We start from the raw sequence: 23,198 nt of genomic DNA, 5'->3' as shown, positions 1-23,198 counted from the left end.
GATCAACAGCGTCGCCAGAAGTGGGCCCAGCCTGATCCGCCAGGGGGTTGCGGTCGTCGAATGTGTGCTCATAACCTTCCTCCAGTCTGCCTGTTGTCTATCAGTCTGCGTTGATCAGCCGCTGCAGCGCCGCTGACGCCTTGGTGACCGGCCGCTGGTCCACCAAGCGCGCCTGGATGAGCAAGCGGCCCTGGCCGTCGTCATCACAGGTGATCAAGGTCAGCTCCGCTCGCCCCGTCGCGGCCAAAACGGCGGTCTCCGTGGCCGCGATGTAACGTCGACCGTAGATCTCATAGGTGTACAGCGTCGACATGTCCGTCAGGTAAGCGGCCATCCCGACACGCGTCCGCACCAGCGGGCCAAAAAGTAGCGACTCATCCGTGTGCATGTGGTGTCCTGCCAAGGCGTAGTTGCCCTGGCCCATGGTCTGATCAGCGCTGAGCGTCCCCGCGGCAAAGGCCAAGACACGCTGGCTGACGCCTTCCGCGACCGGCAAAGCCACCGCCACATCCGGCACCAGCAGTTTGCCGACAGCGGGGACCGCATGCCGCGCCAAGGCGGCCTGGCTGAGCTGCGCCAGCGTCAGCGGCCGAACGGAGGCAAAATCATAGTTCGCCGCCTGTTTGGCCTGATGCCTCTGCGCGGCAGTGGTCACCGTCACGGTCACCGGCCGGCTCGCGATCAAGCGCGCCGCTAATTGGTCTTGCAGGAGGTACAGGCTCAGCGCGAGCCCGCTCACCAGCAGGCCAACGGTCAGGATGACCGCGCCCCATCGTTTAGCCATCTTGCGTCACCGCCTTCAGGGTCCATGGCTGCAGGACCCGCGACTTCTGGCCGGCGATCTGGACGGTGACCGGCAGGTTCAGGCTCCCCAGCCGGTACACCGCGATCGCCTGCACCGTCTGCCCTGCGAGCAGCCGGATCTGGCCATTTTCAACATAGTTCACCTCGAGCGGACTGAGCTGTCCAGCCGCTAAGCGGGTCCCGGCAAGCTCTCCGGTCAGCCCGGTCTGCGTCTGTTGCTGCAGCTGCACCTGCCGGTCGAATACGTAGCTCGGCAGTGCCGCTTGCCCCGCCCGGTTACGCAACTCGTAAGTCACCACAAGCGCAGGTCGGTCGAGAAAGTCGTGACCGGTGCGGTAGTGCTTCAGCGTCAAGCGCAAGTCGTCGCTGGGCCGCGCAGACAGCGCGGCGGTGCGGGTCACGGTACGTTCCGGCTGGATCGCGTGGTCACTGTACAGCGTGAAGCCGACTCGGACCAGCGCCGCCAGTGCAAGCACGAGCACAATGAGCGCCAGACCTTGGTTCACACGTCGCCACCGTCGCATCGGTCGTCACCTCCTTTCTCAGGTCGAGGGCAAAAGAAGCGCTGCGCGTCGAATACGCCAGCGCTCCCTCGTTCACCTCACGCGTGCGCGGAGGGGGCGCCATAGCGTCCCGCCCGCGAGTCCCAACCCCGCCAGTGCGATCATCAGCACCGCGAACAGCGGCAGTGACGCGCCACTCGTCTGGGGCAACCGCGCCTGATGCGCGCCGGTCGATTGACGAGCCGTGACCTTCGTGGCCTCTGGCTCGGTGTTCACCACGACAGCCGGTGTGCGTGGCTTGGCAGTCGTGGTCCCGCCACCGCCACCATTGGTGATCGGTAGCGACGGGTCACGCGGGTTCAGTGCCTTTTGGGTGAAGGTCACTAAGCCGGTCCCGTCAGCCGTCGATGCGGCGCGGGCCACGCTCGCCTGCAGCATGCCCAAGCCCAGGATCAGCCCGATCAAAATGGCTTTCATCCAGGGAATCTTTGTCACGTTGCTTTCCCCCCTTTCTGCGTTTGAGGAGCAGGATGATCACGATCACCAATAGGAGCAGGATCAAGACGAGCAGCGCGTATGCCCACCACGGGATGTGCAGCTCCGCCAGCGTGTACTGCATCGCTTGGAGCGTGGTGACTTGGAAGTTCTTAGTGAATGTCCAGGTCCGCGGGCTGAAAAACTGCTTATCCGTCGAACGGTAGGTCAGGTGCAGCGTGTACGCACCCGGTGCGATCGCGCCACCCCAAGGCACTTTGACCGTGAACCGCGAGTTCGGCGCGGTCGAGGCCTCATTCATCACCAGCGATTTCAGGGTGCGGTTTTGCCCCTGCTTCGTTACCCGGGCCTCGATCTTGCCCTTCAGCAGAAGCGCTGCCTCGGGGTTCTGCAAGGTCGCGTTCACCGTCGTCTGGTTCGCCACACGTGCGACTTCCACAGACTTCAAGGTCAGGTCTGGTCGTGCGGCCGTGCCGTTCGACAGCTGCACCGCCATCACGTAGGCGTACTGATTCGAGATCCCCGACTGCTTCGTCGTTGCCGTCACCGGACGGACCCGGAGACCGCCAAGGATCACCCCGTCGAAGGCCTTGCTTGGCATCGTCAGCGGCAGATGGTATGTCGCCGTGGTGCGTGCAGGGATGGTCAGCCGCTGATACGACTTCGGGATCTTGATCAACGTTGGCAGCGGGTACTTCATCGTCGCATCGTAAGTCGTCTTCGTGTTGGTATAGTCCACCTGCGCGCTATCGTTCGTGCTCGCCGCTGTGGCGTCAACTCGGACCACCAGCGGATCGCGTCCGCTATTGGCCAGTTTGACTTGGAGCTCCGTGGACTGCCCCGGGGCCATCTTGAGGTCAAAATAGCCCTTGTTACGCCCGATCTGATACGTATTGGTCACCGGGATCACCGATAACGGCACCGACTGGACGCCTTTGGTCCCGTCAGCGTGCGCGGTTCGGCCTTGATCGCTCAGCGGCGCGAGCAACAACAGCAGTGCGAGCAACCATCCCACTCGGTGTCTTCTCACGATCATCCCACCTTATCGTTTATTAGTTGTGTTCACCTCTTTAGGTCTTCGCGTCCGGTCAGTTGAATTAGTTCACCACTGCGCTCAGCGTCCAGGTCATCGTTGCGGTCGAGTCACCGATCGTCTGGGCCCCAGCCGGAACGGCCAAGCTCACATCATCGGTGTTCCAGTACTGCTGGGTGGTCCCTGCCTGGTTGGATTCCAGGTAGGTCACCGACGCACCACCGGCCGTCAGCGCGATGGCGGCGTTGGTCAGCGCGGCCTGTGGTTCCCAGGCGGTCCCGTCTGCGCTTAGGAGCTGGTTCTGCCCACTGCCTAACGTGATCACCGCTTGCGGCAGTGAGGCCGCGCCGTCGGCCGTGCTGAACTCACTCAGCTGTGCGGCCAAGCTCCAGGTCACGTCTGGCGACATCAAGTTCGTGACTTGGGTGTAGATCAAGCCGTCTTCATCCGTCGTCTCTAGACCATCCCCTTGGGAGTTCGGTGTGGCCGGTGCGGCCGAGTTGTTCAAGGTCAGATCGACCGCGCCCGTCGTCGCTTCGTGCGTCCCGAAGTTCAGGCGTGCCGGGATCGCGTCAAGCGTCAGCGCCCCGACCTCTCCAGTCGAGTTGTCGTCGCCGTGATCCGGGGTCCCGGTCGGGTCATTCGGGTCTAACGGTGCGGTCGGGGTGGTCTTGGTGAATGTGACGTACGCTGTCCCCGTTTGGGTCGATGGTTCATCCACGGTCGCCGCAGAAACGGAAGCGCCCCCCGCCAGCACACCACTCAATGCGAGGACACTCGCAAAAGTAATGGCGGCAAGTTTAACTGTTTTCATACGTTTCTCCTTTCATCTGACAGTGAACGTCTGCTCATCAACGTCTGCTGACGCCCACGAGTGATAACCTATCCCTACGCCTTAATATTAGCATGAAATTAAATAATTGTACATAATCTTATTATATACGAGGTAAATTACCAATTTAATCAAGCGGGTCAACATCTGTCCATCGTGCGCCTTGATCGCTGGAGTACCAGGGTTTACATACGATCACCACCCGACCGATCGTGGCGCCGGTGTACCATTCAGCCATTTTTTGGCGCAATAACCGCGAATTATTTCGTCAGATCTTGCGCACCAAAAAACGACCAGGCGCCTAAAAGCGTCCGGTCGTTCAGGTAGTACAACGGGTTAACTAAGCTTGGTAACGGGAGACACCATCGAGGTAGGTCTCTGCCAGCGACATGTCGCTGTTCAAAACGATGAAGTCGGCATCGCGACCCGGCAGGATCGACCCGCACTTGTCTTCGATCTTCGCGGACTTCGCTGGCACATAGGCGCCCATCATCACAGCGGCTTCTGGCGTCACGTCGTTCCAGTCCACCACGTTCTTGATCGCGTCGTTGAGCTTGAGGATGGAGCCAGCCAGGCTGTGCGCACCGTCCTTGAGCCGGGCCGTCCCGTTCGCCACGACGACAGGGAATTCACCCAACATGTAGTCACCATCTGGCATCATCCCAGCGGCCATGCAGTCGGTGATCAAGGCGATGTGCTCCGGCGTCTTTTCACGGATCAGGGACCCGACGACCTCTGGGCGCACGTGGTGGCCGTCACAGATCAGCTCGTCGTCGACGATCTGCATGTACATCGCAGCGCCGACCATCCCGGGCTCGCGGTGGTTCAGCCCCGACATCCCGTTGAAGGTGTGGCAGAACACGGTCGCCCCGGCTTCAACACAGGCCTTCGCCTGTTCGTAAGTCGCGCTACTGTGGCCCAAGGCAACCGCCTTGCCGTCTTGGCTCATGTGCTTGGTGAATGCAACGGCCCCGTCACGCTCTGGCGCCAGCGCCATCTTCTGCAGCAAGCCCTTCGCGCTCTTCTGCCATTCATCGTATTCTTCGATCGACGGATCGCGGAAGTACTTCGGGTTCTGCGCGCCCTTGTGCTCCTCGGTGAAGAATGGCCCTTCGAAGTAGATCCCCTGGATCTTAGCCCCAGTCTCTTCGCCGGCGTGTGCCCCGATGGTCTTGCAGACGTCGTTGAGCTGCTCGAACGGACCGGTCAGCGTCGTCGGCAGCCAGCTGGTGACCCCAGTCTTCAGCAGCCCTTCAGACATCTCGTTAATGCCCGCCCAGTCGTTGTCCATGACATCATGGCCAAGTGAGCCGTGGATGTGCGTGTCCACGAGGCCCGGGGCGATCCACTGCTCGCCGTAATCCTTGATCTCGCCTGCCGGCTTCTGCCCGTAAGACGGGGTAAAGTCGCCGAACTTGCCGTCATCGGTGACTTCGAGCCAGCCCCCGTTTTCGGTCGTGTTCTTCAGGAAAAACTTCGCAGCATGAATGTAGTAGCTCATTACATGATCTCCTTATCGTCTAGGTTATCCGTTTTCATCTTACAGTGTACCACGAGTTACGCCATTGGTCTAGGCCAGAAGCGGGGCCATCGACGCAAGAAGGCCCGGACTCTCGCCCGGGCCAACTCGTTTGTCATCAGGACAGCATATCGTTGACGTGCACGATACCGGCTTTCGCGTCGTCCAGGATGTTCGGCGCCATGCCGACCATCTCACCGTTGATGAAGCTGATGATCATTGGCAAGTTCATGCCGGCGTACAGGTCGAAGGACCCCTTGCCTTCCATCAAGATGCGTGCGACCACGTTGCAAGGCGTGCCGCCCATCAAGTCTGCGAAGACGGTGAAGTCGCTCAGACCCGCCGTGATCTGCTCGAACTTGCCCCGAAAATCATCCGGGCCGTCACTTGGCAGCAGTTCCACCGTGTGGATGTTGTCCTGCGGGCCCATGATCATTTCAGCGCTCTTCTTCAGTTCCGTGCAGAACTGACCGTGACTAACCAGTACCAATTCACTCATAATAATCCGTCCTTTACTTGTTGAAAATTAACCCTTCGCGATGATCCCAAGTGCGCCCAGCGCGATCGCCAGGAACAACACGATGAAGATCGCCTTGGTCGAGGTCATGCCCTTTTTACCCAGCATCCAGTAGACGAACCCGCAGATCAGGGCCGGGAACAGACGTGGCAGGATCATGTCCAAGTTGTTTTGAATGTTGGTCGGCACGGAGCCGATCACAGGGGCCCAAGCGAACTTGACGTTGATCATGGTCGCGACCAGAGCGCCGACCATGAACACACCCATCAGGGAAGCAGCGTCGGTCAACGCATTCAGCGTGTGCTGCATGTTGGTGACCAAGTTGACCCCTTCTTTGTAGGCGAACTTCAGCTGAACCCAACGGAAGACGTCGACGACGACTTGTGCGGCGATCCAGATGAAGATCCCGACCGGGTTGCCGTTCGCGGCCATGTTGGCGGCAATGGCCCCGAAGATCGCAGGCACCAGCGCGGCGAAGATCGAGTCCCCGATCGCGGCGAAGGAGCCCATCAAGCCGGCCTTGATCCCGGCAACGGTTTCCTTACCCTTGATCCCTTGCTCTTCTTCGATCGCCAGGTCGATCCCGGTGATGATGGTGTTGAAGAAGTTGGACGTGTTGAAGAACTGGGTGTGCGTCCGCATCATTTCCTTCAACTCAGGGGTGTTGTCCCCGTAGATCTTCCGCAACTGCGGCAGGATGTGATACAGGTAACCTGAGCCCTGCATCCGTTCGTAGTTCCAACCCAGTTGGAAGCCGAACAGGGAGCGTTGGTTGATCTGCTTGAAGTCTTTGTCATTCAGCTTATAGTTCGTCATCTGTGATCTCCCCCTCATCTGAAGTGTTCGCTTGCGTTGCAGCAGCGGCAGTCGGCTTAAGGTTCAGAAGCTCCGCGCTGTGGTTGTAAGAGATGAGTGCCAGTGCCAGCCCGATCAGCGCGATCGCCAGCATGGACAGGCCGTTGAAGCTCCCCAGGTTCGCCGCCACTTTTGGCGCTGCGCCAAGCGCAGTCCCGATGTTTTGGATAGAACCGAACAGCGTGGTCATCAGGCTGGTGATCGTAAAGCCGAGCAGCAGGTAAGCGATGTGCTTCTTAACTGGCAGGTAACGGAGCAAGATGGAGAACCCGACGGCAGGCAGGACCGCACCGGCAACGGTGAGCCCATCACCCAACCACTTCAGCGGGCCGTTGATGAATTCAACGATCTTGTTGACGACGGAACCACCAAGTGCCAGGCCCAGACCAACAGGGATCATCCGGGACAGTGCCCATGGCAGGGCCCCAGCCAGGAAGTAGCGCTCGATGCCCTTGTAGTTGTCCTCTTCGACCAGCTTGTCGATCCGGTGTGCGAAGTACGTGTTGGAGAAGCGGGCCAAGATATCCGTGTAGATCATCAAGGCTGCAACAGGGACCGCCAGTGCGGTGATCGCCTGTTCAGGCTTCATGCCGGTCGCAACAGAGAAGGCGACCGCCAGCAGGGTCCCAGAGTTCGCGTCGATCTTGGACGCGCCCCCGAAGGTCCCGACCCCTAAAACCGTCAGCTGCATCGCTGCCCCGATGGTCAGACCGACCTTCATGTCGCCCATCACCAGACCGGCGAAGAAGCCGGCAAAGACTGGTGCAGACATGGAAGAGTAGATCTGCAATTCATCGAGGATCTGATACCCAGCGTACAGCGTCAAAAGAAGAATTTGCCACCATGCAATCATTCTTTATTCCTCCTATCCCTTGTTCAGAAGGCTCATGAAGTCCTTCGCGTCGTCAGCAGGCACCATCTGGGCCGTCAGCTTCACGCCGAGGTCATTGAGCTTCTTGAAGGCGTCAACGTCCGCGTCGACCACGTTGATCGACTTGGTGATGGAGCGGGTCTCAGGCGTCTGGGACATGTTCCCGACGTTCAGAGACTTGATCGGCACCCCTTTTTGAACCAGCGCGAGGAACGTCTCCGGCTTCTTCGCCACCACGAAGACGCGTTGAGAATCGTACTTGCCGGCCAGGATGTGGTCTGCTGCCGTATCGATATCGAGCACGGACAGCTTGACGCTGGCCGGTGCGGCCATACGCAGGCCGCTCTTCTCGATCTTCGACTGGGAGACTTCGTTGTCGACGACCATGATGCGGGTCGCTTGCAGCTTAGTGGTCCAAAGGTTTGCAACTTGACCGTGTACCAGACGGCCATCGATGCGTGATGCAATAATTGCCATAGTTCATACCCCCTAAGTGTATCCCCGATTGTCAACTCAAGTGCAACACTAGATGATCAATTCAAATAATTGGTCTAGGTGATGCTATAGATCTGGCATCAGTTCTGCTGCACAGTGGTAATCCAAGGACCGTCTTGGACGCTGGTTGAGTGCGTCTTGGAAGCTTTGGATATCTGTGATGTCGTAGTCATGCAAAGATCGTCCTTTGGGTATGAACTCCCTAATCAAGCTATTAGCACGTTCGTTGGTCCCACGCTCCCAGGGCGAGTATGGGTGAGCATAGAAAACGGAGGTACCCGTGACTTCAGAGAGCTTTGAGAACTCACTGCCGTTGTCAAAGGTGACCGTCTTGAAGTGCTCAGCGCCATAGTCATCAAGAATCGATTGAAGGCCCTGTAAGCAGGTCTCGGCGTGGTAGTTTGGCAGCTTAAGGATGATCTCAAAGTGGGTGACACGTTCCGTCATTGTCATCAGTGCTGGTTCGTCCTCAACGCGAGTGCCTTTGACCAGATCACCCTCCCAATGGCCAATAATCTGACGGTCCTGGACCTCCTCTGGTCGTTCTTCAATGGACTGACCATAGACCCGCTTATTCGTTCGTGAGTGCTTGTGAGCATCGCTCTTGATTCGACGCCGCGGCTTCATTGGCAGATCGCCGTTGCGTACTGCTAGGAGACCCTTATCGATATCGCGGTAAACCGTCGGCGTGGAAGGACATAACTCGTCTGGATGATCGAGCCGATACGCGTGAACGAAGCTATCAACGCTATGTATCCGAGGCCGCTGGCGAAGTACGACGACTAGCTGTTCATAGAAGTCAGGACACTGTTCAAAGCGCGTTTGCGGGCGGCAGTGAGCACGGTGATTGGCATACACAGCAGCCCCAGTTTCGGCAAAGTAGCGTTGGAAGTGTTCACCACGACCACGAATCTGATCAGTGGTTCCGCGTCTGATTTCACGGCTCACCGTAGACTTACTGCGATGAAGTACTTCAGCGATGGCAGTAATGGTGTTCCCGGTGACATAGAGGGCCTCAATCTGGCCACGTTCAATAAGCGATAGTTGTCGGTAGTGGCGAGGCATGGTAGGCTGAGTTTGGGTCATGACGATTCCTTTCTTACTTGCTTGGTTGCTTATAAGAATAGGTCATCATGGCCTTTTTGGTCTAGTCAATTCGAGACTGGCTAGGTGTTGCACTTCAAGTTTAAATCAGGGCCCCTAAGTGTATTCAAACTCGCCGATAATAATGGCATTGGTACCGCGTTAAAAATGTGACTGCTTACAATTAGCCGTAGCCCCAGTGGCGACGACTCGCTGGGTGGCGCCGCCGCCCCCCAAAACAGCACGCTTCAGCGGAAGTGTGCTCATCTGGAAAGCGGCGGCGCCGCTCACATCAGCCTTGGTAGTCGTGCAGGATGACCCCTTTGACCACACGGTTGACGGTCCCGGTCGGGCTCGGTGTGTCTGGCAGGTTGTTGACCTTGATCGAGGCGAGCAACGCCAGGGTCTGGGCGAACATCACGTCAGGCAGCGCCTGGTAGCCTTCGGGCAGGGCCTGATCGCCAGCGGCGAACAGGAAGTTCTCACCAGAGAAGTCGTTGGCCTGGCTAGTGCCGATCGCAACGATCCGCTTGGCGATATGATCGCCGTTGATCTCTTCCATCACGTCCACATCGTACTGGCGCGTGTACGCGTCGTTCGACAGGAAGTCGAAGACCAGTGTGCGGTCGTTGACGAAGGACTTCGGACCGTGACGGAAGCCCATCGAGGTGTCAAAGATCGTCGCAAGCTTGCCCGCGGTCAGCTCAAGCACCTTGAGCTGAGCCTCGCGGGTCAGCCCACCCAGTGAGCCGGAGCCCAGGTAGGTGATTCGATCGAAGTCTTCATTGACCAGGTCTTGGATCTCGGCTTCGCGGCTGATCACCTCGTGGCCCATGTTGACGATCGTCTTCAGGTAATCCGCCTTCTTGGCTTCATCCGTCTGGTCGAAGGTCAGCATCGCCGTCAGCGCCATGCAGGAGAAGCTGCCGGTCATCGCAAAGCCCTTATCGTTGGACCCGGCCGGCTGCATCAGCAGCAGGTTGTCGGCTTCGCCTTGTGCCTTGAGCGCGAGCTTGCCGTCCGGCGCACAGGTGATCGTGATCTGGTGCAGGTGCTTGATGACCTGTTCGGCCAGCTCAACGGTCTTCACAGACTCTGGCGAGTTCCCTGAGCGGGCGAAGGAGACGAGCACGGTCGGGGTCTCTGCCTCGAGGTAGTCGTACGGCGCAGAGACAATGTCTGTCGTCGCGATGGATTCGAAGCGGAAGTGTGCGCGGTCACCGTGCTTTTGCAAGTACGGGGTGACCGTGTCACCGGTGTAGGCGCTGGTGCCAGCGCCGGTGAAGATCACCCGGACCACCTGGCCGTTGGCGTCCGCGATCACGCGGGCCAAGAATGCGTCGATGTCTGCCTTCTTGGCGGTGTAAGTCGTGAACGCTTCTTGCCAGAGTTCCGGCTGCTGCTTGATCTCCTGGGTCGTGATCTGAGCGCCCATCTTAGTGAGTTCTTCTACTGATTTCTCAAACACGTTGATTCCTCCTCGAATCGATTCCGATAATGCTCGCAGGCCTCTGTCCCCTACCATAACGGGTCGGCGGGGCAGATGCGAGCGATCTTGGCAGGTTAGCTGCCAGGACGCCAAGTTTTGGTCGATGGCCTCAGGTGGTCGTCCCTTTTTGACTGTGGTGGTAACGATAGACGAACTGGTCAGCCCGGGTGATGCTGAGCGTGAACTCGACGATCTCGCCGTTCGTCGCCGTGGTCGTGCGCTGAACGCTCAGGCTCGGGGAACCGTTAGGCACCTTGAGCAGCTTCGCGTCGTGCGCGCCGGTCAGACTGGCGAAGAAGGCTTCGATTGCATCGGAGACCGCGCAACCGTACTTGGTCCGCATCACTTGGTACAACCCGTCACGCTCAATATCCTTGGCAGAAAGCTTCGGAAAGCGATCCGCCGGCAGGAACGTTCGCTCGACCATCAGCGGGATCCCGTCCGCACAGCGCAAGCGCTTGAGCTTATAGGTCGGAGTCCCCAGTGGTACGTGCAGGTGCGTGACGATGTAGTCGTTTGCCGGGAACTCCTGTAGGTAGAGCACCTGGCTCTCAGGCGTCCGACCTTGATCGGACATCTGCTCGGAGAAGCTATACGTCTCCGCGAGGTCAGTCGGCTCGGCCACCGGGTTGGCCACGAAGGTCCCGCGCCCGCGGCTGCGGTAGATCACGCCGGTCATCTCCAGCTTCGACAGCGCCGCTCGGACCGTGTTGCGACTGACGCCGTAACGCTCAGCCAGTGCGCGTTCCGATGGTAATTTGCTGTGCGGGGCCATGCTGGACCTGATCTGCTCGCGAAGCAAGTCGACCAGGCGATCATGCAGTGGCTGATCTTCAATTGCCATACGCGCGCCTCCTAATTGGTACCAACCACCGACAGTGTAACCGCTTGTCAAAACGATGTCAACCGAACCAATCTGTTGATTTACCGGCATTTGTAGCCGCTTACCGGATTGGCCTAGTGAAATTGGTTGGCACGCTTTCATTTTCTTACTTTCACTAGCGACGGTGGCTCTCGGGGTTTTGACCCGCTTTTGAAGCAGGCCTAGCCCCTGTGGTATCCCCTGTGCTAGCCGGCCGGTACACCGGCTAAAAAAATTCCGAAAATCGACAAAATTGCCGATTTTTCTAAGAATTCAATGAGTTTGCGCGCGGCTCCTCGTCTCCCCTGCGGTTGTGAACTAGTACACGATGTAGTACAGCTGCACGCAAAAAGTGGCGCGTCCACAGGTGAGCCGTGAACGCGCCACTAACAGATCGGCCCTATTCAGTTGGTCCAAACACGGCCGCATAGAGGGCCGTGACCGGGTCTTCGTCGTTCGTCACAGGTAAGACCAGCCCCGCGGCGGCCTTCACGGCAGGGATCCCGTTGGCGACCGAGACGCCGAGGCCGACCTTGGTCAGCATGCTCAGGTCGTTGGCGTTATCGCCAAGCGCGATGATCTCCTCGGGTGCGATCCCGATCCGCTCGCCCAGCGCGATCGCCGCATCCCCCTTGTCGACCGTCGCCGGATTGAACTCCACGTAACGGTTCGACGAGTACGTCACGTTCAGTGGGGTCTCGATCGTGGCCTCGACCTGCTCGCGCAAGGTGCGTCGCACCGCGAGGTCAAGGTTCTGGAAGATGACCTTGGCAATCGGCCGCCCGACCAGGCTGCTCAAGTCACCGGCCGTCAACGGCTCGTACGCGACCCCTCGGTTGGCCATGTACGCCAGCTCGTCCGGGTTCGGATTGGCGATGTAGACATGGTGGAAGGTGTAGACATGCGCGCAGAACTGCCCGCTGGCCATCGCCATGCGGTAGATCTGGTCGGCGACCTCGAACGGCAAGGCGTGGGCGATCAGGATCTCGTTGTGGGCGTTGTCGACGATCGCACCACCGTTATACGAGATCACGTACTGTCCAGCCTCCCCGGCCGTCCCCAGTGCCTGCAATAGCGGTTGCACCGAGGCGAACCCACGCCCGGTGTTGGGCACGAACTTCACGCCTTCTTGCTTGAGTCGGTGGATGGTCGCGATGTCGCGCGGCGACACACTGCCATCCGTTCGCAGCAAGCTTTCATCTAGGTCACTGACGATCATTTTGTACATTACTGGGCCTCATTTCTTGGAATACCGATAGCATACCATACCCGATCATTGCCGGGGTGAACCAAAAGTTCTCGCGCTTTGGGCAAACAATCGTCACATTTGCCCCGTATAGTGAACTGCATAGAAACAAGCACTGCTTGCTTCTTACCCAACCACTTTTCTTCAATCTCTTACTCAGATCCGCCCCTCGGGAGCGGACCGCGCCCCCACCGTTGTTGCCAGCTGCGGTGGGGGTTTTTGAGTCGCCCCGCGCGTCAGATCCAAAAAAGCGGCCCGAGTTCACCCCGGCACCGCTCAAAACGTCTTCATCTGATCCAGCGGCCAGTAGCGCCAGACGACCGTGGCCTGGATCGCGCTGGCCTTCACGAAGCCGAAGTTCCGACTGTCATAGGAGACCCGCCGGTTATCGCCCATCACGAAGTATTCGCCCTTTGGCACTCGAAGCGTCGCGGTCGCCTTGAGCGTGGTCAGGTCGAAGTCATCGGTGAACTGCCCGCCTTCCGCCGTGCGCTTGTTGCGCCGCGCCCACAGCCGAACCGCATCCGCCATGAATGCCCGCTTGAGGTACGGCTGGGCCGTCTTGCGCCCGTTGAGGTAGAGTTGCTCGTTGCGGACCGCGACGGTATCCCCCGGCATGCCGATCACTCGTTTGATGTAGAGGTGATCCGTGCCGTCCGGACTATCGAGGATGACGATATCGTTGCGGTGGACCGGCTGGTCTCGCCGGGAGACGATCCGTTCCCCGGGTTCGAGCGTCGGCGCCATCGAGTTACCCGAGATACTGTTGTTTTCAAGAAACAACCCCAGGACCACGCGCACGCCGAAGATCACACCGATCACGAGGACCACAGTCCCCATCAGCGCCAAGAGCTGGCGCAGCTGCTGCCACTGCTTGCGGCCGGTCATACGCCGGGGCCCCCAAGTTCCTCACCGTTGCGTTGCGCGTCTTCCTTCTGCCGGATCTTACGCATCGTCCGGATGTACATGTTGACCAGAACGAAGACTGAACCGGCCCAGGCCAGCGGGTTCGCCATCGAGGCCCCCGCAAACCCGAACTGCGTGACCAAGACGATCCCAGCGAACGCGCGCATCCCTAGTTCGAAGAACCCTGCGACTGTCGGCACGAGTGTGTGGCCCAGCCCCTGCAAGAGGTTGCGCATCGTGAACAGGATCGCTAACAGCCAGTACATGCTGGCATTATAGTGAAAATACGTCTGCGCCAGCGCGGTGACCGCCGGCTGGTTCGGGCCGAGGAACAGGTTGACTAATGGCCGCCCGAACGCGATGATCAACACCCCCAACGCCGCGGAGATCCCGACGTTCATCAGCAGCGTCTGGTGCACGCCTTGGCGAATGCGGCCGTACTCGCGGGCGCCGAGATTCTGCGCCGCGTAGGTCGCCATCGCGACCCCGAAGGACGAGGCGGGTAGCGTCGCGAGCTGATCGATCCGCCCAGCTGCCGTGTAGGCCGCGACCGCATCGGTCCCCAGCGTGTTCAGCATCACCTGTAAGATGACCGAGCCGATCGCGATGATGGACATCGAGAAGCCCATCGGCATCCCGACAACGATGTGGTGCCGGATGTTCGCCCAGTCGAACGCAAGGTCTTCTCGCCGGATGTTCAGCATCGGGATCTTCCGCCGGATGTACAGCCAGCAGAGCAGCGCCGAGATCACCTGTGCAGTCACCGTCGCCCAACCAGCGCCGGCCACGCCCCAGTGGAAGCCGAGGATGAACGTGAACTCCAGCGCGATGTTGATCAGCGTGGCGATGATCAAGAAGAACAGCGGCGTGCGCGAATCCCCAAGTGCGCGCATCATGTTCGACAGCAGGTTGAAGGCCATCGAGGCGAAGATGCCCATGAAGATGACCCGGATGAAGGCGACGGAATCATCGAGGATCTCTGATGGCGTCTGCATCAGCTCTAGCATTGGGCGCGTCAGGCTCACCGCCACCACCGTCAGGATCAAGACCACGCCAAGGCTGATCCAGATACTCGCCCCGAAGCTACGTCGGACCTTCTTGGCGTCGCGTGCCCCGTAAGCCTGCGCGGTCAGGACCGATAGCCCCGCCGTCAGCCCCTGGGCGAAGCCGATGATCAGGAAGTTGAGACTCCCGGTCGCCCCGACCGCCGCCAACGCGTCCTTACCGATCGTGCGGCCGACGATCAGGGCATCCATGAAGCTGTACAACTGCTGGAACACGTTCCCGATCAACAACGGGATCGTGAAGAAAAAAACCAGCTTGAGGGGATTCCCCTTCGTCAACGTGCGCAATACGAGTCCTCCTTGGCGACGTGGCCGACCCATACCAATCAGCCGGGCAGACCCCAAAATTTACAATCTCGATACACCTTATCACACTTGTTGACAAGCGGCGAGACCCAAAGTGATTTATTTGGCTGGTGTCATCAAACCGTAAAAACCGGCGGCACATCGCTGTCCCGCCGGTTCCTCGATCCATCGTATTCAGATCAGACGTCAGCCCCGCCGCCACCGCTAGAGCCACCGCCCCAGCTGGAGCCGCCGCCGAAGCCGCCGCCACCGCCGAAGCCGGAATTATTACCGCCACCGAAGCCACCGCCGCCCCATGGACCGCGCCGCCGGCCGCTACTCATCAGGCTGCCCAACAGCCACCAGAGCCACCAGTCGCCGCTGCCGCGCCGACCCCCACGGCCACCGCGTCCGCCACCACCGCCCATCAAGAGCACGGCGATGATCAACACGAAGAAGCCGCCGACGATCAGGCGCAGGATCCCGCCGCCTGTATTGCGACTGCGGTCGGTCGTGTCGTCACGCTGGTACTGCCGCATCGTCGCGTCCGAGACAGTTCCTGAGTCCTTCGGGAACTTGTAGCGCTGATCGATCACCGTTGCGACGGCGTTGAACACCGCCCGCATCGCCCGGTCGACCCGAGCGGGATCCTTGGCCTTGATGTCTGCCAGGTGTTGCTGCAGGATCCGCCCCGCCAAGGCATCAGTCAGCACGTCTTCAAGGCCGTAGCCGACCTCGATGCGCATGTTGTGCGCCCCATCGTTGTCGGCGTAGACAATCATGACCCCGTTATCTTCACCCTTGGCTCCCACGCCCCACTTCTGGAACAGGTCAGGGGCGTAGGCGCCGATCGCGTCGCCACCGGTGGAGTCGACCACCGCCACGGCGATCTGCGGTTGGGGCTTGGTGGTCTGATAATACTGATTCTTGGCGTCGATCCGCTCGCGAGTCTGGCTGGTGAGCAAGTCTAGTCCGTCATAGTAGTAGTGCGCCGTGGGGGCACTCGGTAAACTGGCCGCCGAGACCGGTGTGGCGGACCAACCCATCAGGACCAGCGGCAACAACAGCCACCACCAAGCACCTTTTCTCATCGCCTCACCCCGCTACTCGCCAAGGTCGACGGATGGGACCTTATAGGCACTCGGGTCCGCCTTGAAGGTGGCTTTTTGACCCAAGCCCATCATGTTGGCCAAGAGGTTCTTCGGGAACGTCACCACGCTGGCGTTGTAATCGCGCACCGCCTCGATATACCGCTTGCGCTCGACCGAGATGCGGTTCTCGCTTCCTTCCAGCTGCGTCATCAGCGTGCTGACTTCCGAGTTACTCTTGAGGTCTGGGTAATCCTCGCTGATCACGTTGAGCAGTGTGCCGACGCTCTGATTCAACTCGGCATCAGCGTTCGCCTTGGCCTTCGTACCACTGGCACCGTTATAGTTCGCGCGTGCCTTGGCGATGCTGCCGAACACTTTGGTCTCGTGGGCCATCGAGCCCTTGACGGCGCTCACCAAGTTCGGTACTAGGTCTGCCCGGCGCTGCATCACGTTTTCGACCTGGCTCCACTGCGCTTCGACTGTCTGGTTCTGCTTGGCCAGCGAATTGTACGTGCTGATGCCAAAGATCGCGACGAACAGCGCGACGACCCCGATCACGATGCCGGTGATGGCCACCGGGCTCAATTTTTTTTGCTTCATCTTCGTTAACTCCTTTTATGCGTCATCTACCCCTCCATTTTACCATGACTGTCGCTGTGAGCATCAGTCCGGAGGCGTAGGCGTCGGCACGACGAACGGGGCTAGGGCGCCAGCGTTTCGCTAGCCGCCCCAGCCCCGTTCAATCCCCGGTCGGCGCCAGGGTCACTTGAAGTAGTTGAACCCAATGGCGTCGCGCACCTCCTGCAACGTCTGGTCGGCGACCTCATTGGCCTTGGCCGTCCCGTCGATCAGGATCTGTTGCACGCTGGCCATATCCTTGGCGTAAGTCTCGCGGCGCGTGCGGATCGGGGTCAAGACCGCGTCCATCACGTCGTTGAGGTAACGCTTGATCTTCACGTCCCCGAGCCCACCGTGCTGGTACTGCGCCTTGAGCTCGGCGACATGTGCCTGATCGGGATCGAAAATATCGAGGTAGGTGAAAACAACGTTCCCCTCGACTTGCCCCGGATCGTCTACGTGGATGTGATTCGGGTCCGTGTACATGGACATGATCTTGCGCTTCACGGTGTCCGCGTCATCGGCGAGGTAGATCCCGTTGTTCAGCGACTTGCTCATCTTAGCGTTGCCGTCGATGCCTGGGAGGCGCCCCGAGCCCTTCGGCGGGAAGTAGCCTTCCGGTTCGACCAGCACGTCCTTGCCGTAGGTGCGGTTGAACGTCCGTACGATCTCCCGCGTCTGCTCGAGCATCGGCTCTTGGTCGTCACCGACCGGCACGGTGTCCGCCTTAAAGGCGGTGATGTCGGCGGCCTGGGAGACCGGGTAGACTAAGAAACCTGCCGGGACAGATTCACCGAAGGCTTTTTGCCGGATCTCGGTCTTGACGGTCGGGTTACGGTTCAACCGAGCAACGGTGACCAAGTCCAGGTAGTACATGGTCAGCTCCGCCAAGGCCGGCACGCCGCTTTGGATCAAGATCGTGGACTTAGCCGGATCGATCCCGACCGCCAGGTAGTCCAAGGCGACTTCCATCAGCGAGTTGCGGATCTTCTCGGGGTTGCGGGCGTTATCTGTCAGCGCCTGCGTGTCGGCGATCATGATGAAGTTGTCGTATTCCCCCGAGTTTTGCAGGGTCACGCGGTTCTGCAGGCTCCCGATGTAGTGCCCGATATGCAGGCGGCCGGTCGGGCGGTCGCCAGTCAAAAATGTATGTTGCGCCATGCTGTTCCTCCTATTATCTGTCCGGGGCCCCAAAAAAGGCCGCCCTATCCCGTCACCAGGATAGGGCGGCTGTGCGCGGTACCACCTATCTTGCCGCGGATATCGCGGCCACTTCAGGCTTAAGGCGCACCCACCGGTTCGTCCCACGCGGTCCACTTCGCGCCGAAGGGCCGACCCTCTTTCCAGTCTCGAGGGCTTCCTGTGCGGCCACTTGGCGCTACTCTTCGCGTGCGTTGACGTCTACGTTCATCTTAAGGAACCGCGTGCCGACTGTCAACGGCTATCCGGTCAAGGGCGTCACACCCACGGCCCCTGCTGCGTCATCGTCGCACCGGTCTCGGTGTCGATGTAGAGGTACAGCGGCCACGCTTGGCCGGCCGCACGGTGCGGGCGGATCAGCTCGAAGACATAGCTCGCGTTTTGGAACGCGCCCTGATGCAGTCCGGTCAATAAGCGTGTGTCCGTGTAACGGTGCGCCTTGGCGTATTTTGCGGCGATCTGGCGCGCGGTCTTCCGGTCGATCTGGGCCATGGGCTCACCCCCCTCAGAATAGGTACGGCAGGTCGCTCGCGGCGCTCGGATACGCCCAGATCAGCGCCTTGGCCTGCGCGGCGCTGACCCCGCGGTTGATGAACACCGTCACTAGGTTGATCAGCGCCTCTGCGGTATCGGCCAGCACCACCGCCCCGACCACAGCGCCTGTCGTCCGGTCGGTGATCATCGTCAGATCAGCCACCGTCGCCTGGATCCGGTTGTAGGTATACCAGGTCCGCGCGTCGTTGGTCGTCACCGTGTAGCGGGCCGGATCGGCCTGCGCGGCTTCCAGGCTGACGCCAACCTTGGCCAGCTCGGTCGCGCCGTACACCACGACCGGGATCGCGGGATAAGCGATCGGCCGCGTGTCGCCCAGGATCTGCGCAGCCACGTACCGGCCCTCAAAGCTGGCGACGGGGGTCAACTTCGGCTGGGTCTTGGCAACGATGTCCCCGACGGCATACACGGCCGGATTCGTCGTGCGCAAGTGGTCATCGACGGTGATCCCACCAGTCGTCGCGTCGATCTCGCCGCGTGACAGGTGCAGTGCCCGATCCGGGATCCGCCCCATTGCGGTGAACGCGCGCGCAACGGTGATATCCAGGCCCGCCCCCAGTAGTCGGACCCCGGTCGCCACGGCCCGCACTTCATCAACGGTCACCTGATCGTGCCAGATGATCCGCTTCGCCACCATCGCGTCGCGCAGCTTGCCCACCACCGCCGGCGGGAACGCGCGTAATGCCCGGTCACTGCGGTTCAGGATGTGAACCGTCGCGCCGGCGCTCGCCGCGATGTTGGCGAGCTCTAAGCTGACATAGCCCGCACCGATGGAGGCCAAGCGCTGCGGCAGCTGCGCCATGGCCAAAAAATCACGGCTTGTCCCCAGCAACGCATGGCCGAGCATCGGGCCCGGCGCCGGCTGTAGGCCGGTGGCAATGACGAGTTGCTCCCCGCGGTAGACCGCATCGCCGACTGCAATCGTCTGGGGATCGATGAACTTCGCTTCACCTGCCACAGTCGTGATCCCGGCCTCGCCCAGTCCCGTCAACGTGCGTTCCGGCACGGTGTCCGTGTAGCGCCGCTTGAACGCCATTAAGCGCGGCCAGTTGATGTCCGGCACCCCCTCCAACCCGGCCTTGGTCATCCGGGCGGCCTGCTCCTTGGCTTGAACCGCGCTGTAGAGCATCTTCTTCGGGTCGCAACCGTAATTGGGGCAGGTCCCGCCCCACCGGTCACGTTCGACCACCAGCACCCGCTTCGTGGGGGCGAGGGCAAAGGCTGCGGCCAAGCCGCCGGGACCCGCACCGATCACGATCACATCGTATTTTTCCATCCGAATGCCTCCTATCGCGCGTCGTTCTTCTGACCAGGCCGTGCAGTGGCGCAAGGCCTTCACCGCCAGTATACCGACTTGGCAAGGCGGGGTAAAATTTCCTGCCTTGACGCCTGCGCCAAACACGCCTAAACTAGATGGACTCAATCTTATAGGAGGCAACGGAGATGCAAAACGCTACGCAAGCCGAAGAACAAGCCCGCGTCGACGCCGTGCGAGCCAAGATCCAGGCGCGCCAGACCACGGTCAACACCCAGTTGACCACCGCACACCAAGAGACGACTCGCGTCGAGCAGTCTTACGGTGATGCGACTCGCGTCAACGTCACCGAAGTCGACGACCGCATGGAGACGAACGCGGCCGTCCAGCAACAGAAAATGATGGTCGCCCGGGCCGTTGAGAACGAGGCCATTCTGCGCCACGAGGCCGAGCGCTTGGACCGGCTGAAGGACGAGCCGTACTTCGGGCGCATCGACATCACCCAAGACGGCACGGCTGAGACCCTGTACATCGGGACCGGCACCTTCATCGACCAGGATGACCAATTCCTGGTCTACGACTGGCGCGCACCGATCGCCTCGGTGTACTACAACGGGACCCTCGGCCCCGTCACCTACGAGACGCCGATGGGCCCCGCGACCGCCGACCTGGAGAACAAGCGTCAGTTCATGATCGAAGCGGGCCAGATCACGACGATGTTCGATACTGATGAAACCGTCGGTGACGCGATCCTCCAGCAAGTGCTCGGGGCCCAGACGGATGCGCAGATGCAAAATATCGTGGCGACAATCCAGCAGGAGCAAAACGACATCATCCGCGACACCCAATCCGACCTGCTGGTGGTCCAAGGCGTCGCCGGCTCCGGGAAGACCTCGGCCGTGTTGCAGCGCGTCGCCTACCTGCTCTACCACAACCGCCAGGCGCTCGACGCCGACCAGATGGTCCTGTTCTCCCCCAACCAACTGTTCGCGAACTACATCTCCGCGGTCCTGCCAAGCCTGGGAGAGAAAAATATGCGTCAGGCCACGCTCTATGAGTTTTTCGCCAAGCGCTTCGACGGCCTGCACGTCGAGACCCTGTTCGAGCGCTACGAGCGCGACTTGGCCAGCCTGCCGGACGCGGCCAAAGTGATCCGGCGTTTCAAGGAACGCGCCGATTACCTCGACACGGTGCGCGCCTACACCGAGCGCGCCGATTACATCCCAAACTTCGTGGATATCACCCTGAACGGAGAAGTCTTCTTCGCCGCCAAGACGATCGCGAAGATCTACGCCAGCCAACCCGAGCGCGCCACAGCGGCCAACAAGTTCCTCGACACCAAGAACACCCTGATCCGCCGGCTGAAGGTCCGCATCAAACTCGCGGTCTACGACGACTGGGTCCAAGACGCCCTGGGCGACCTGAGCGCAGATCAAGCGCGCACCCTGGCCGGGGGCCGGCAGTTCGCGAGCGGCGACGCCGAGCAGCGCTTCTTAGCCACCAAGCTCGTCGAGCGCGCCTTCGCCCCCGTATATGATGCGCTGTACAACGATTACTTCCTCGACTGCTACGAGGACTACGGCCGCTTCTTGGCGCAAGTCCCGGCCCCGGTCGCGCCTGAGACCTGGCAAGCCATGTGCGACGCCTACCAGCAGGACCTCGAGCAGCACGTGCTCCGGCTGGCCGACGCTGCCCCCATCCTGTATCTGCGCGACACCCTGACCGGCACCGGGCAGAACCACCTGATCCAGTACGTGTTCGTCGACGAAATGCAGGATTACAGCATGGCGCAGCTGCGCTACCTGCACCACGCGTTTCCCAAGGCCAAGATGACGCTACTCGGCGACGCCAAACAAGACGTGTTCACCAGTGACTACCAGCCCAGCGACTTTATCCATGAGATCGGCGCGGTGTTCGCCGGTGCCCGCATCCGGTCGATCGAACTCAACCGCAGCTACCGCTCGACGGCCCCGATCACACGATTGGCCAAGCACCTGTTGCCGGCGCATGCGCACATCCTGGCATTCAACCGTGACGGTGCGCTGCCTCAGTTGCTGGTCTTGCCGCGCGCCGCCGCGCGCCTGGGGCTGATCCGTCAAGTCAACCAGCTGCTGCAGGCGCACCACACCGTAGCGATCCTGACCAAAGATATGGCGACGGCCACCCAACTGTTCGCCACGCTCCAGCTGGATGTACCGATCACGTTGCTCTCGCCGCAGGACCATCAGATGCACACCGGCTGTGTGATCCTGCCGGTCTACCTCGCCAAGGGCCTTGAATTCGACGCGGTGATCGGCTACGACGTCTCCGCGTCGACCTACGCACGCGACTCAGACCGCGACATCCTCTATACGCTGGCCTCACGTGCCTTGCACACGCTAGTATTGCTGGCGCTAGATGCACCGAGCCCACTCTTGACCGCCCTGCCGGCGGGGCTGTTCGAGCAGACGCGCTTAACGACCAACGCCTCGACCTGATCTAGCTGACGTCAAACAGGGCTTCAGTGCATTTAGACCTCTCTTAGAGTGGCTGCAACCCTTGAAGGAATAGTATCGCAGCGCGTTATAGGATACACTTTGTCTGCTTCTAAGGATACTTGTGCCATAATAAAAGTGTCCTGAAAGGAGTCCCGGCTATACTCCTACTTAGGTAGACAAGCAGGCGTATAGCCCAAGGAAGAGCTGGCGCCTCTTTTTCCAGGCCTCAAAATCACTAAGCGTCACGGCAGGGGACATGGCAAACCTGTAGTCGGCTACACGTTCACGTGGAAACCAAAAGCCAAAAAATCTGACGACTTCTCAAGGGGGTCAGATGCCGACCGCGCCAAAAAGCTCGACAAAGTGCACTACAACAACCTGATCACTGACGAGAAGGAACAAACTGTGCGTCGCATACTCAGCCTCTTCGAAGGGCTGCCCGACTGGTTGAAGGCCGAAAGGGTTCAGGCCGAAACGGTGCTGATGCCAGAAGAGGCTGAACATCTGGAAGAGATCAATGCCAAGATTGCCCGCGTTGACCAGCTGGTATCTCAAGGTCAGAAACTCACCGTTGACGAAAAAAAGACACTGGCGCGCATGAGGGCCATTTACGCCGCCAACCTAGAACAACTAAAAATCCACTACACGATAGTAAACGGTGGGAATTTCTTAATGGCATAAACGGCCTGTGGCACTAGCGCCAGTATGCACGCGGCTTACTGATTCCCTTTTTGGCAATTTAGTTTTATACTCTTAAAAAGCTAAGACAAAGGAGGAAATGCGATGTCGTATAAATTTCTAGGGCGCTCCGTGTGGGGGTGGGTCTCAATGGCTATCTTTGCTGGAGCAATGTGTCTTGGCGTGTTACGTGTTATTTCTCTACCTTGGACCGCACTCCTCAGCACTGCAGGGCTAGTAGGGGCAGCGGTCGCAACTGTCAAATATAAGGGGGACTGATTATGACGAATCGTCGTTGTCGCTCTAGTGGCGGTAGCATTGCCTCTGGCGGCTACGCAAACCGTTGGTCTTGGGGGACATCACATGTCTATGGTATGCCGGGAATTCATAGTATTTCTCTACAAGTGCAAGTTCCAAGACCCGTCAAGTAGAGCTAGTGTTACTGGCTTAGGAAGGTGTGAGCATGAA

At 59.9% G+C, this 23,198-nt stretch carries 23 protein-coding genes; 2 read left to right on the top strand and 21 right to left on the bottom strand.

All coding sequences use genetic code 11. From position 1 onward, the window contains the following. Nucleotides 1-100: 100 nt before the first annotated feature. The 21 genes from HII33_RS02010 to HII33_RS01910 all read right to left on the bottom strand — a co-directional run bounded on the left by HII33_RS02010 (nt 101) and on the right by HII33_RS01910 (nt 19,596). Complete coding sequence (locus HII33_RS02010; protein WP_179394127.1) at nt 101-784, bottom strand: class A sortase; 684 nt, start codon at nt 782-784, stop codon at nt 101-103. Beyond that, nucleotides 777-1,328, bottom strand: coding sequence for a DUF5067 domain-containing protein (locus tag HII33_RS02005; RefSeq protein WP_179394126.1), 552 nt, complete (start codon nt 1,326-1,328; stop codon nt 777-779). The genes HII33_RS02010 and HII33_RS02005 overlap by 8 nt, the downstream gene beginning before the upstream one ends. Nucleotides 1,329-1,400: 72 nt before the next feature. Then, the gene (locus tag HII33_RS02000) at nt 1,401-1,784 is read right to left on the bottom strand and encodes a hypothetical protein (RefSeq protein WP_179394125.1); all 384 of its coding nucleotides are present in this window, start codon (nt 1,782-1,784) and stop codon (nt 1,401-1,403) included. Continuing rightward, the gene (locus HII33_RS01995; protein ID WP_179394124.1) at nt 1,705-2,832 is read right to left on the bottom strand and encodes a WxL protein peptidoglycan domain-containing protein; all 1,128 of its coding nucleotides are present in this window, start codon (nt 2,830-2,832) and stop codon (nt 1,705-1,707) included. Before HII33_RS01995 ends, HII33_RS02000 begins: the two co-directional genes overlap by 80 nt. Before the next feature lie 67 nt (nt 2,833-2,899). Continuing rightward, nucleotides 2,900-3,649 carry a WxL domain-containing protein gene (locus HII33_RS01990; protein ID WP_179394123.1) on the bottom strand — a complete coding sequence of 250 codons (750 nt, stop codon included), beginning with the start codon at nt 3,647-3,649 and terminating at the stop codon, nt 2,900-2,902. 358 nt (nt 3,650-4,007) lie between these two features. After that, complete coding sequence (nagA, locus tag HII33_RS01985; protein ID WP_179394122.1) at nt 4,008-5,168, bottom strand: N-acetylglucosamine-6-phosphate deacetylase; 1,161 nt, start codon at nt 5,166-5,168, stop codon at nt 4,008-4,010. A gap of 136 nt (nt 5,169-5,304) precedes the next feature. After that, on the bottom strand, nt 5,305-5,685 hold the full coding sequence (locus HII33_RS01980) for a PTS sugar transporter subunit IIA (protein ID WP_179394121.1): 381 nt from the start codon (nt 5,683-5,685) through the stop codon (nt 5,305-5,307). Between the two features lie 27 nt (nt 5,686-5,712). Further along, nucleotides 5,713-6,519 carry a PTS system mannose/fructose/sorbose family transporter subunit IID gene (locus tag HII33_RS01975; protein WP_179394120.1) on the bottom strand — a complete coding sequence of 269 codons (807 nt, stop codon included), beginning with the start codon at nt 6,517-6,519 and terminating at the stop codon, nt 5,713-5,715. Further along, entirely contained in the window at nt 6,506-7,411 is a 906-nt protein-coding gene (locus tag HII33_RS01970; RefSeq protein WP_179394119.1) for a PTS mannose/fructose/sorbose/N-acetylgalactosamine transporter subunit IIC, read from the bottom strand. Before HII33_RS01970 ends, HII33_RS01975 begins: the two co-directional genes overlap by 14 nt. A 12-nt stretch (nt 7,412-7,423) precedes the next feature. Continuing rightward, a complete protein-coding gene (locus HII33_RS01965; RefSeq protein WP_179394118.1) occupies nt 7,424-7,906 on the bottom strand; it encodes a PTS sugar transporter subunit IIB in 483 nt (160 codons plus the stop codon). 84 nt (nt 7,907-7,990) lie between these two features. Beyond that, on the bottom strand, nt 7,991-9,010 hold the full coding sequence (locus HII33_RS01960; protein ID WP_179394117.1) for an IS30 family transposase: 1,020 nt from the start codon (nt 9,008-9,010) through the stop codon (nt 7,991-7,993). Nucleotides 9,011-9,299: 289 nt separating this feature from the next. Beyond that, nucleotides 9,300-10,475, bottom strand: a complete 1,176-nt coding sequence (locus HII33_RS01955) for an SIS domain-containing protein (RefSeq protein ID WP_179394116.1) — start codon at nt 10,473-10,475, stop codon at nt 9,300-9,302. A gap of 130 nt (nt 10,476-10,605) precedes the next feature. Further along, complete coding sequence (locus tag HII33_RS01950) at nt 10,606-11,340, bottom strand: GntR family transcriptional regulator (RefSeq protein ID WP_179394115.1); 735 nt, start codon at nt 11,338-11,340, stop codon at nt 10,606-10,608. Nucleotides 11,341-11,758: 418 nt separating this feature from the next. Further along, entirely contained in the window at nt 11,759-12,586 is an 828-nt protein-coding gene (locus HII33_RS01945) for a Cof-type HAD-IIB family hydrolase (RefSeq protein WP_179394114.1), read from the bottom strand. Nucleotides 12,587-12,880: 294 nt separating this feature from the next. Beyond that, the gene (gene lepB, locus HII33_RS01940; protein WP_179394113.1) at nt 12,881-13,492 is read right to left on the bottom strand and encodes a signal peptidase I; all 612 of its coding nucleotides are present in this window, start codon (nt 13,490-13,492) and stop codon (nt 12,881-12,883) included. Further along, on the bottom strand, nt 13,489-14,862 hold the full coding sequence (locus HII33_RS01935; protein ID WP_179394112.1) for an MATE family efflux transporter: 1,374 nt from the start codon (nt 14,860-14,862) through the stop codon (nt 13,489-13,491). Before HII33_RS01935 ends, lepB begins: the two co-directional genes overlap by 4 nt. A gap of 197 nt (nt 14,863-15,059) precedes the next feature. After that, on the bottom strand, nt 15,060-15,950 hold the full coding sequence (locus HII33_RS01930; RefSeq protein ID WP_179394111.1) for a TPM domain-containing protein: 891 nt from the start codon (nt 15,948-15,950) through the stop codon (nt 15,060-15,062). Between the two features lie 12 nt (nt 15,951-15,962). Continuing rightward, nucleotides 15,963-16,550 (bottom strand): LemA family protein, encoded by a 588-nt coding sequence (locus HII33_RS01925; RefSeq protein WP_179394110.1) that lies wholly within the window; start codon nt 16,548-16,550, stop codon nt 15,963-15,965. A gap of 162 nt (nt 16,551-16,712) precedes the next feature. Further along, entirely contained in the window at nt 16,713-17,729 is a 1,017-nt protein-coding gene (trpS, locus tag HII33_RS01920; RefSeq protein WP_179394109.1) for a tryptophan--tRNA ligase, read from the bottom strand. A gap of 297 nt (nt 17,730-18,026) precedes the next feature. Continuing rightward, nucleotides 18,027-18,260 (bottom strand): hypothetical protein, encoded by a 234-nt coding sequence (locus tag HII33_RS01915; RefSeq protein WP_179394108.1) that lies wholly within the window; start codon nt 18,258-18,260, stop codon nt 18,027-18,029. Between the two features lie 13 nt (nt 18,261-18,273). Next, nucleotides 18,274-19,596 (bottom strand): dihydrolipoyl dehydrogenase family protein, encoded by a 1,323-nt coding sequence (locus tag HII33_RS01910; RefSeq protein WP_179394107.1) that lies wholly within the window; start codon nt 19,594-19,596, stop codon nt 18,274-18,276. Between the two features lie 167 nt (nt 19,597-19,763). On the opposite strand from HII33_RS01910, the gene helD reads away from it, so the two are divergent. Together helD and HII33_RS01900 are read left to right on the top strand one after the other, a co-directional pair. Beyond that, nucleotides 19,764-22,052, top strand: coding sequence for an RNA polymerase recycling motor HelD (gene helD, locus HII33_RS01905; protein WP_179394106.1), 2,289 nt, complete (start codon nt 19,764-19,766; stop codon nt 22,050-22,052). 363 nt (nt 22,053-22,415) lie between these two features. After that, on the top strand, nt 22,416-22,733 hold the full coding sequence (locus tag HII33_RS01900) for a hypothetical protein (protein ID WP_179394105.1): 318 nt from the start codon (nt 22,416-22,418) through the stop codon (nt 22,731-22,733). The last annotated feature ends 465 nt before the right edge of the window (nt 22,734-23,198 follow it).

This window comes from Lacticaseibacillus absianus, from assembly GCF_013407595.1.
Classification (GTDB): domain Bacteria; phylum Bacillota; class Bacilli; order Lactobacillales; family Lactobacillaceae; genus Lacticaseibacillus; species Lacticaseibacillus absianus.
Note: the sequence above shows the minus strand (reverse complement) of the source record. Positions and strands in the feature narration are given on the sequence as shown.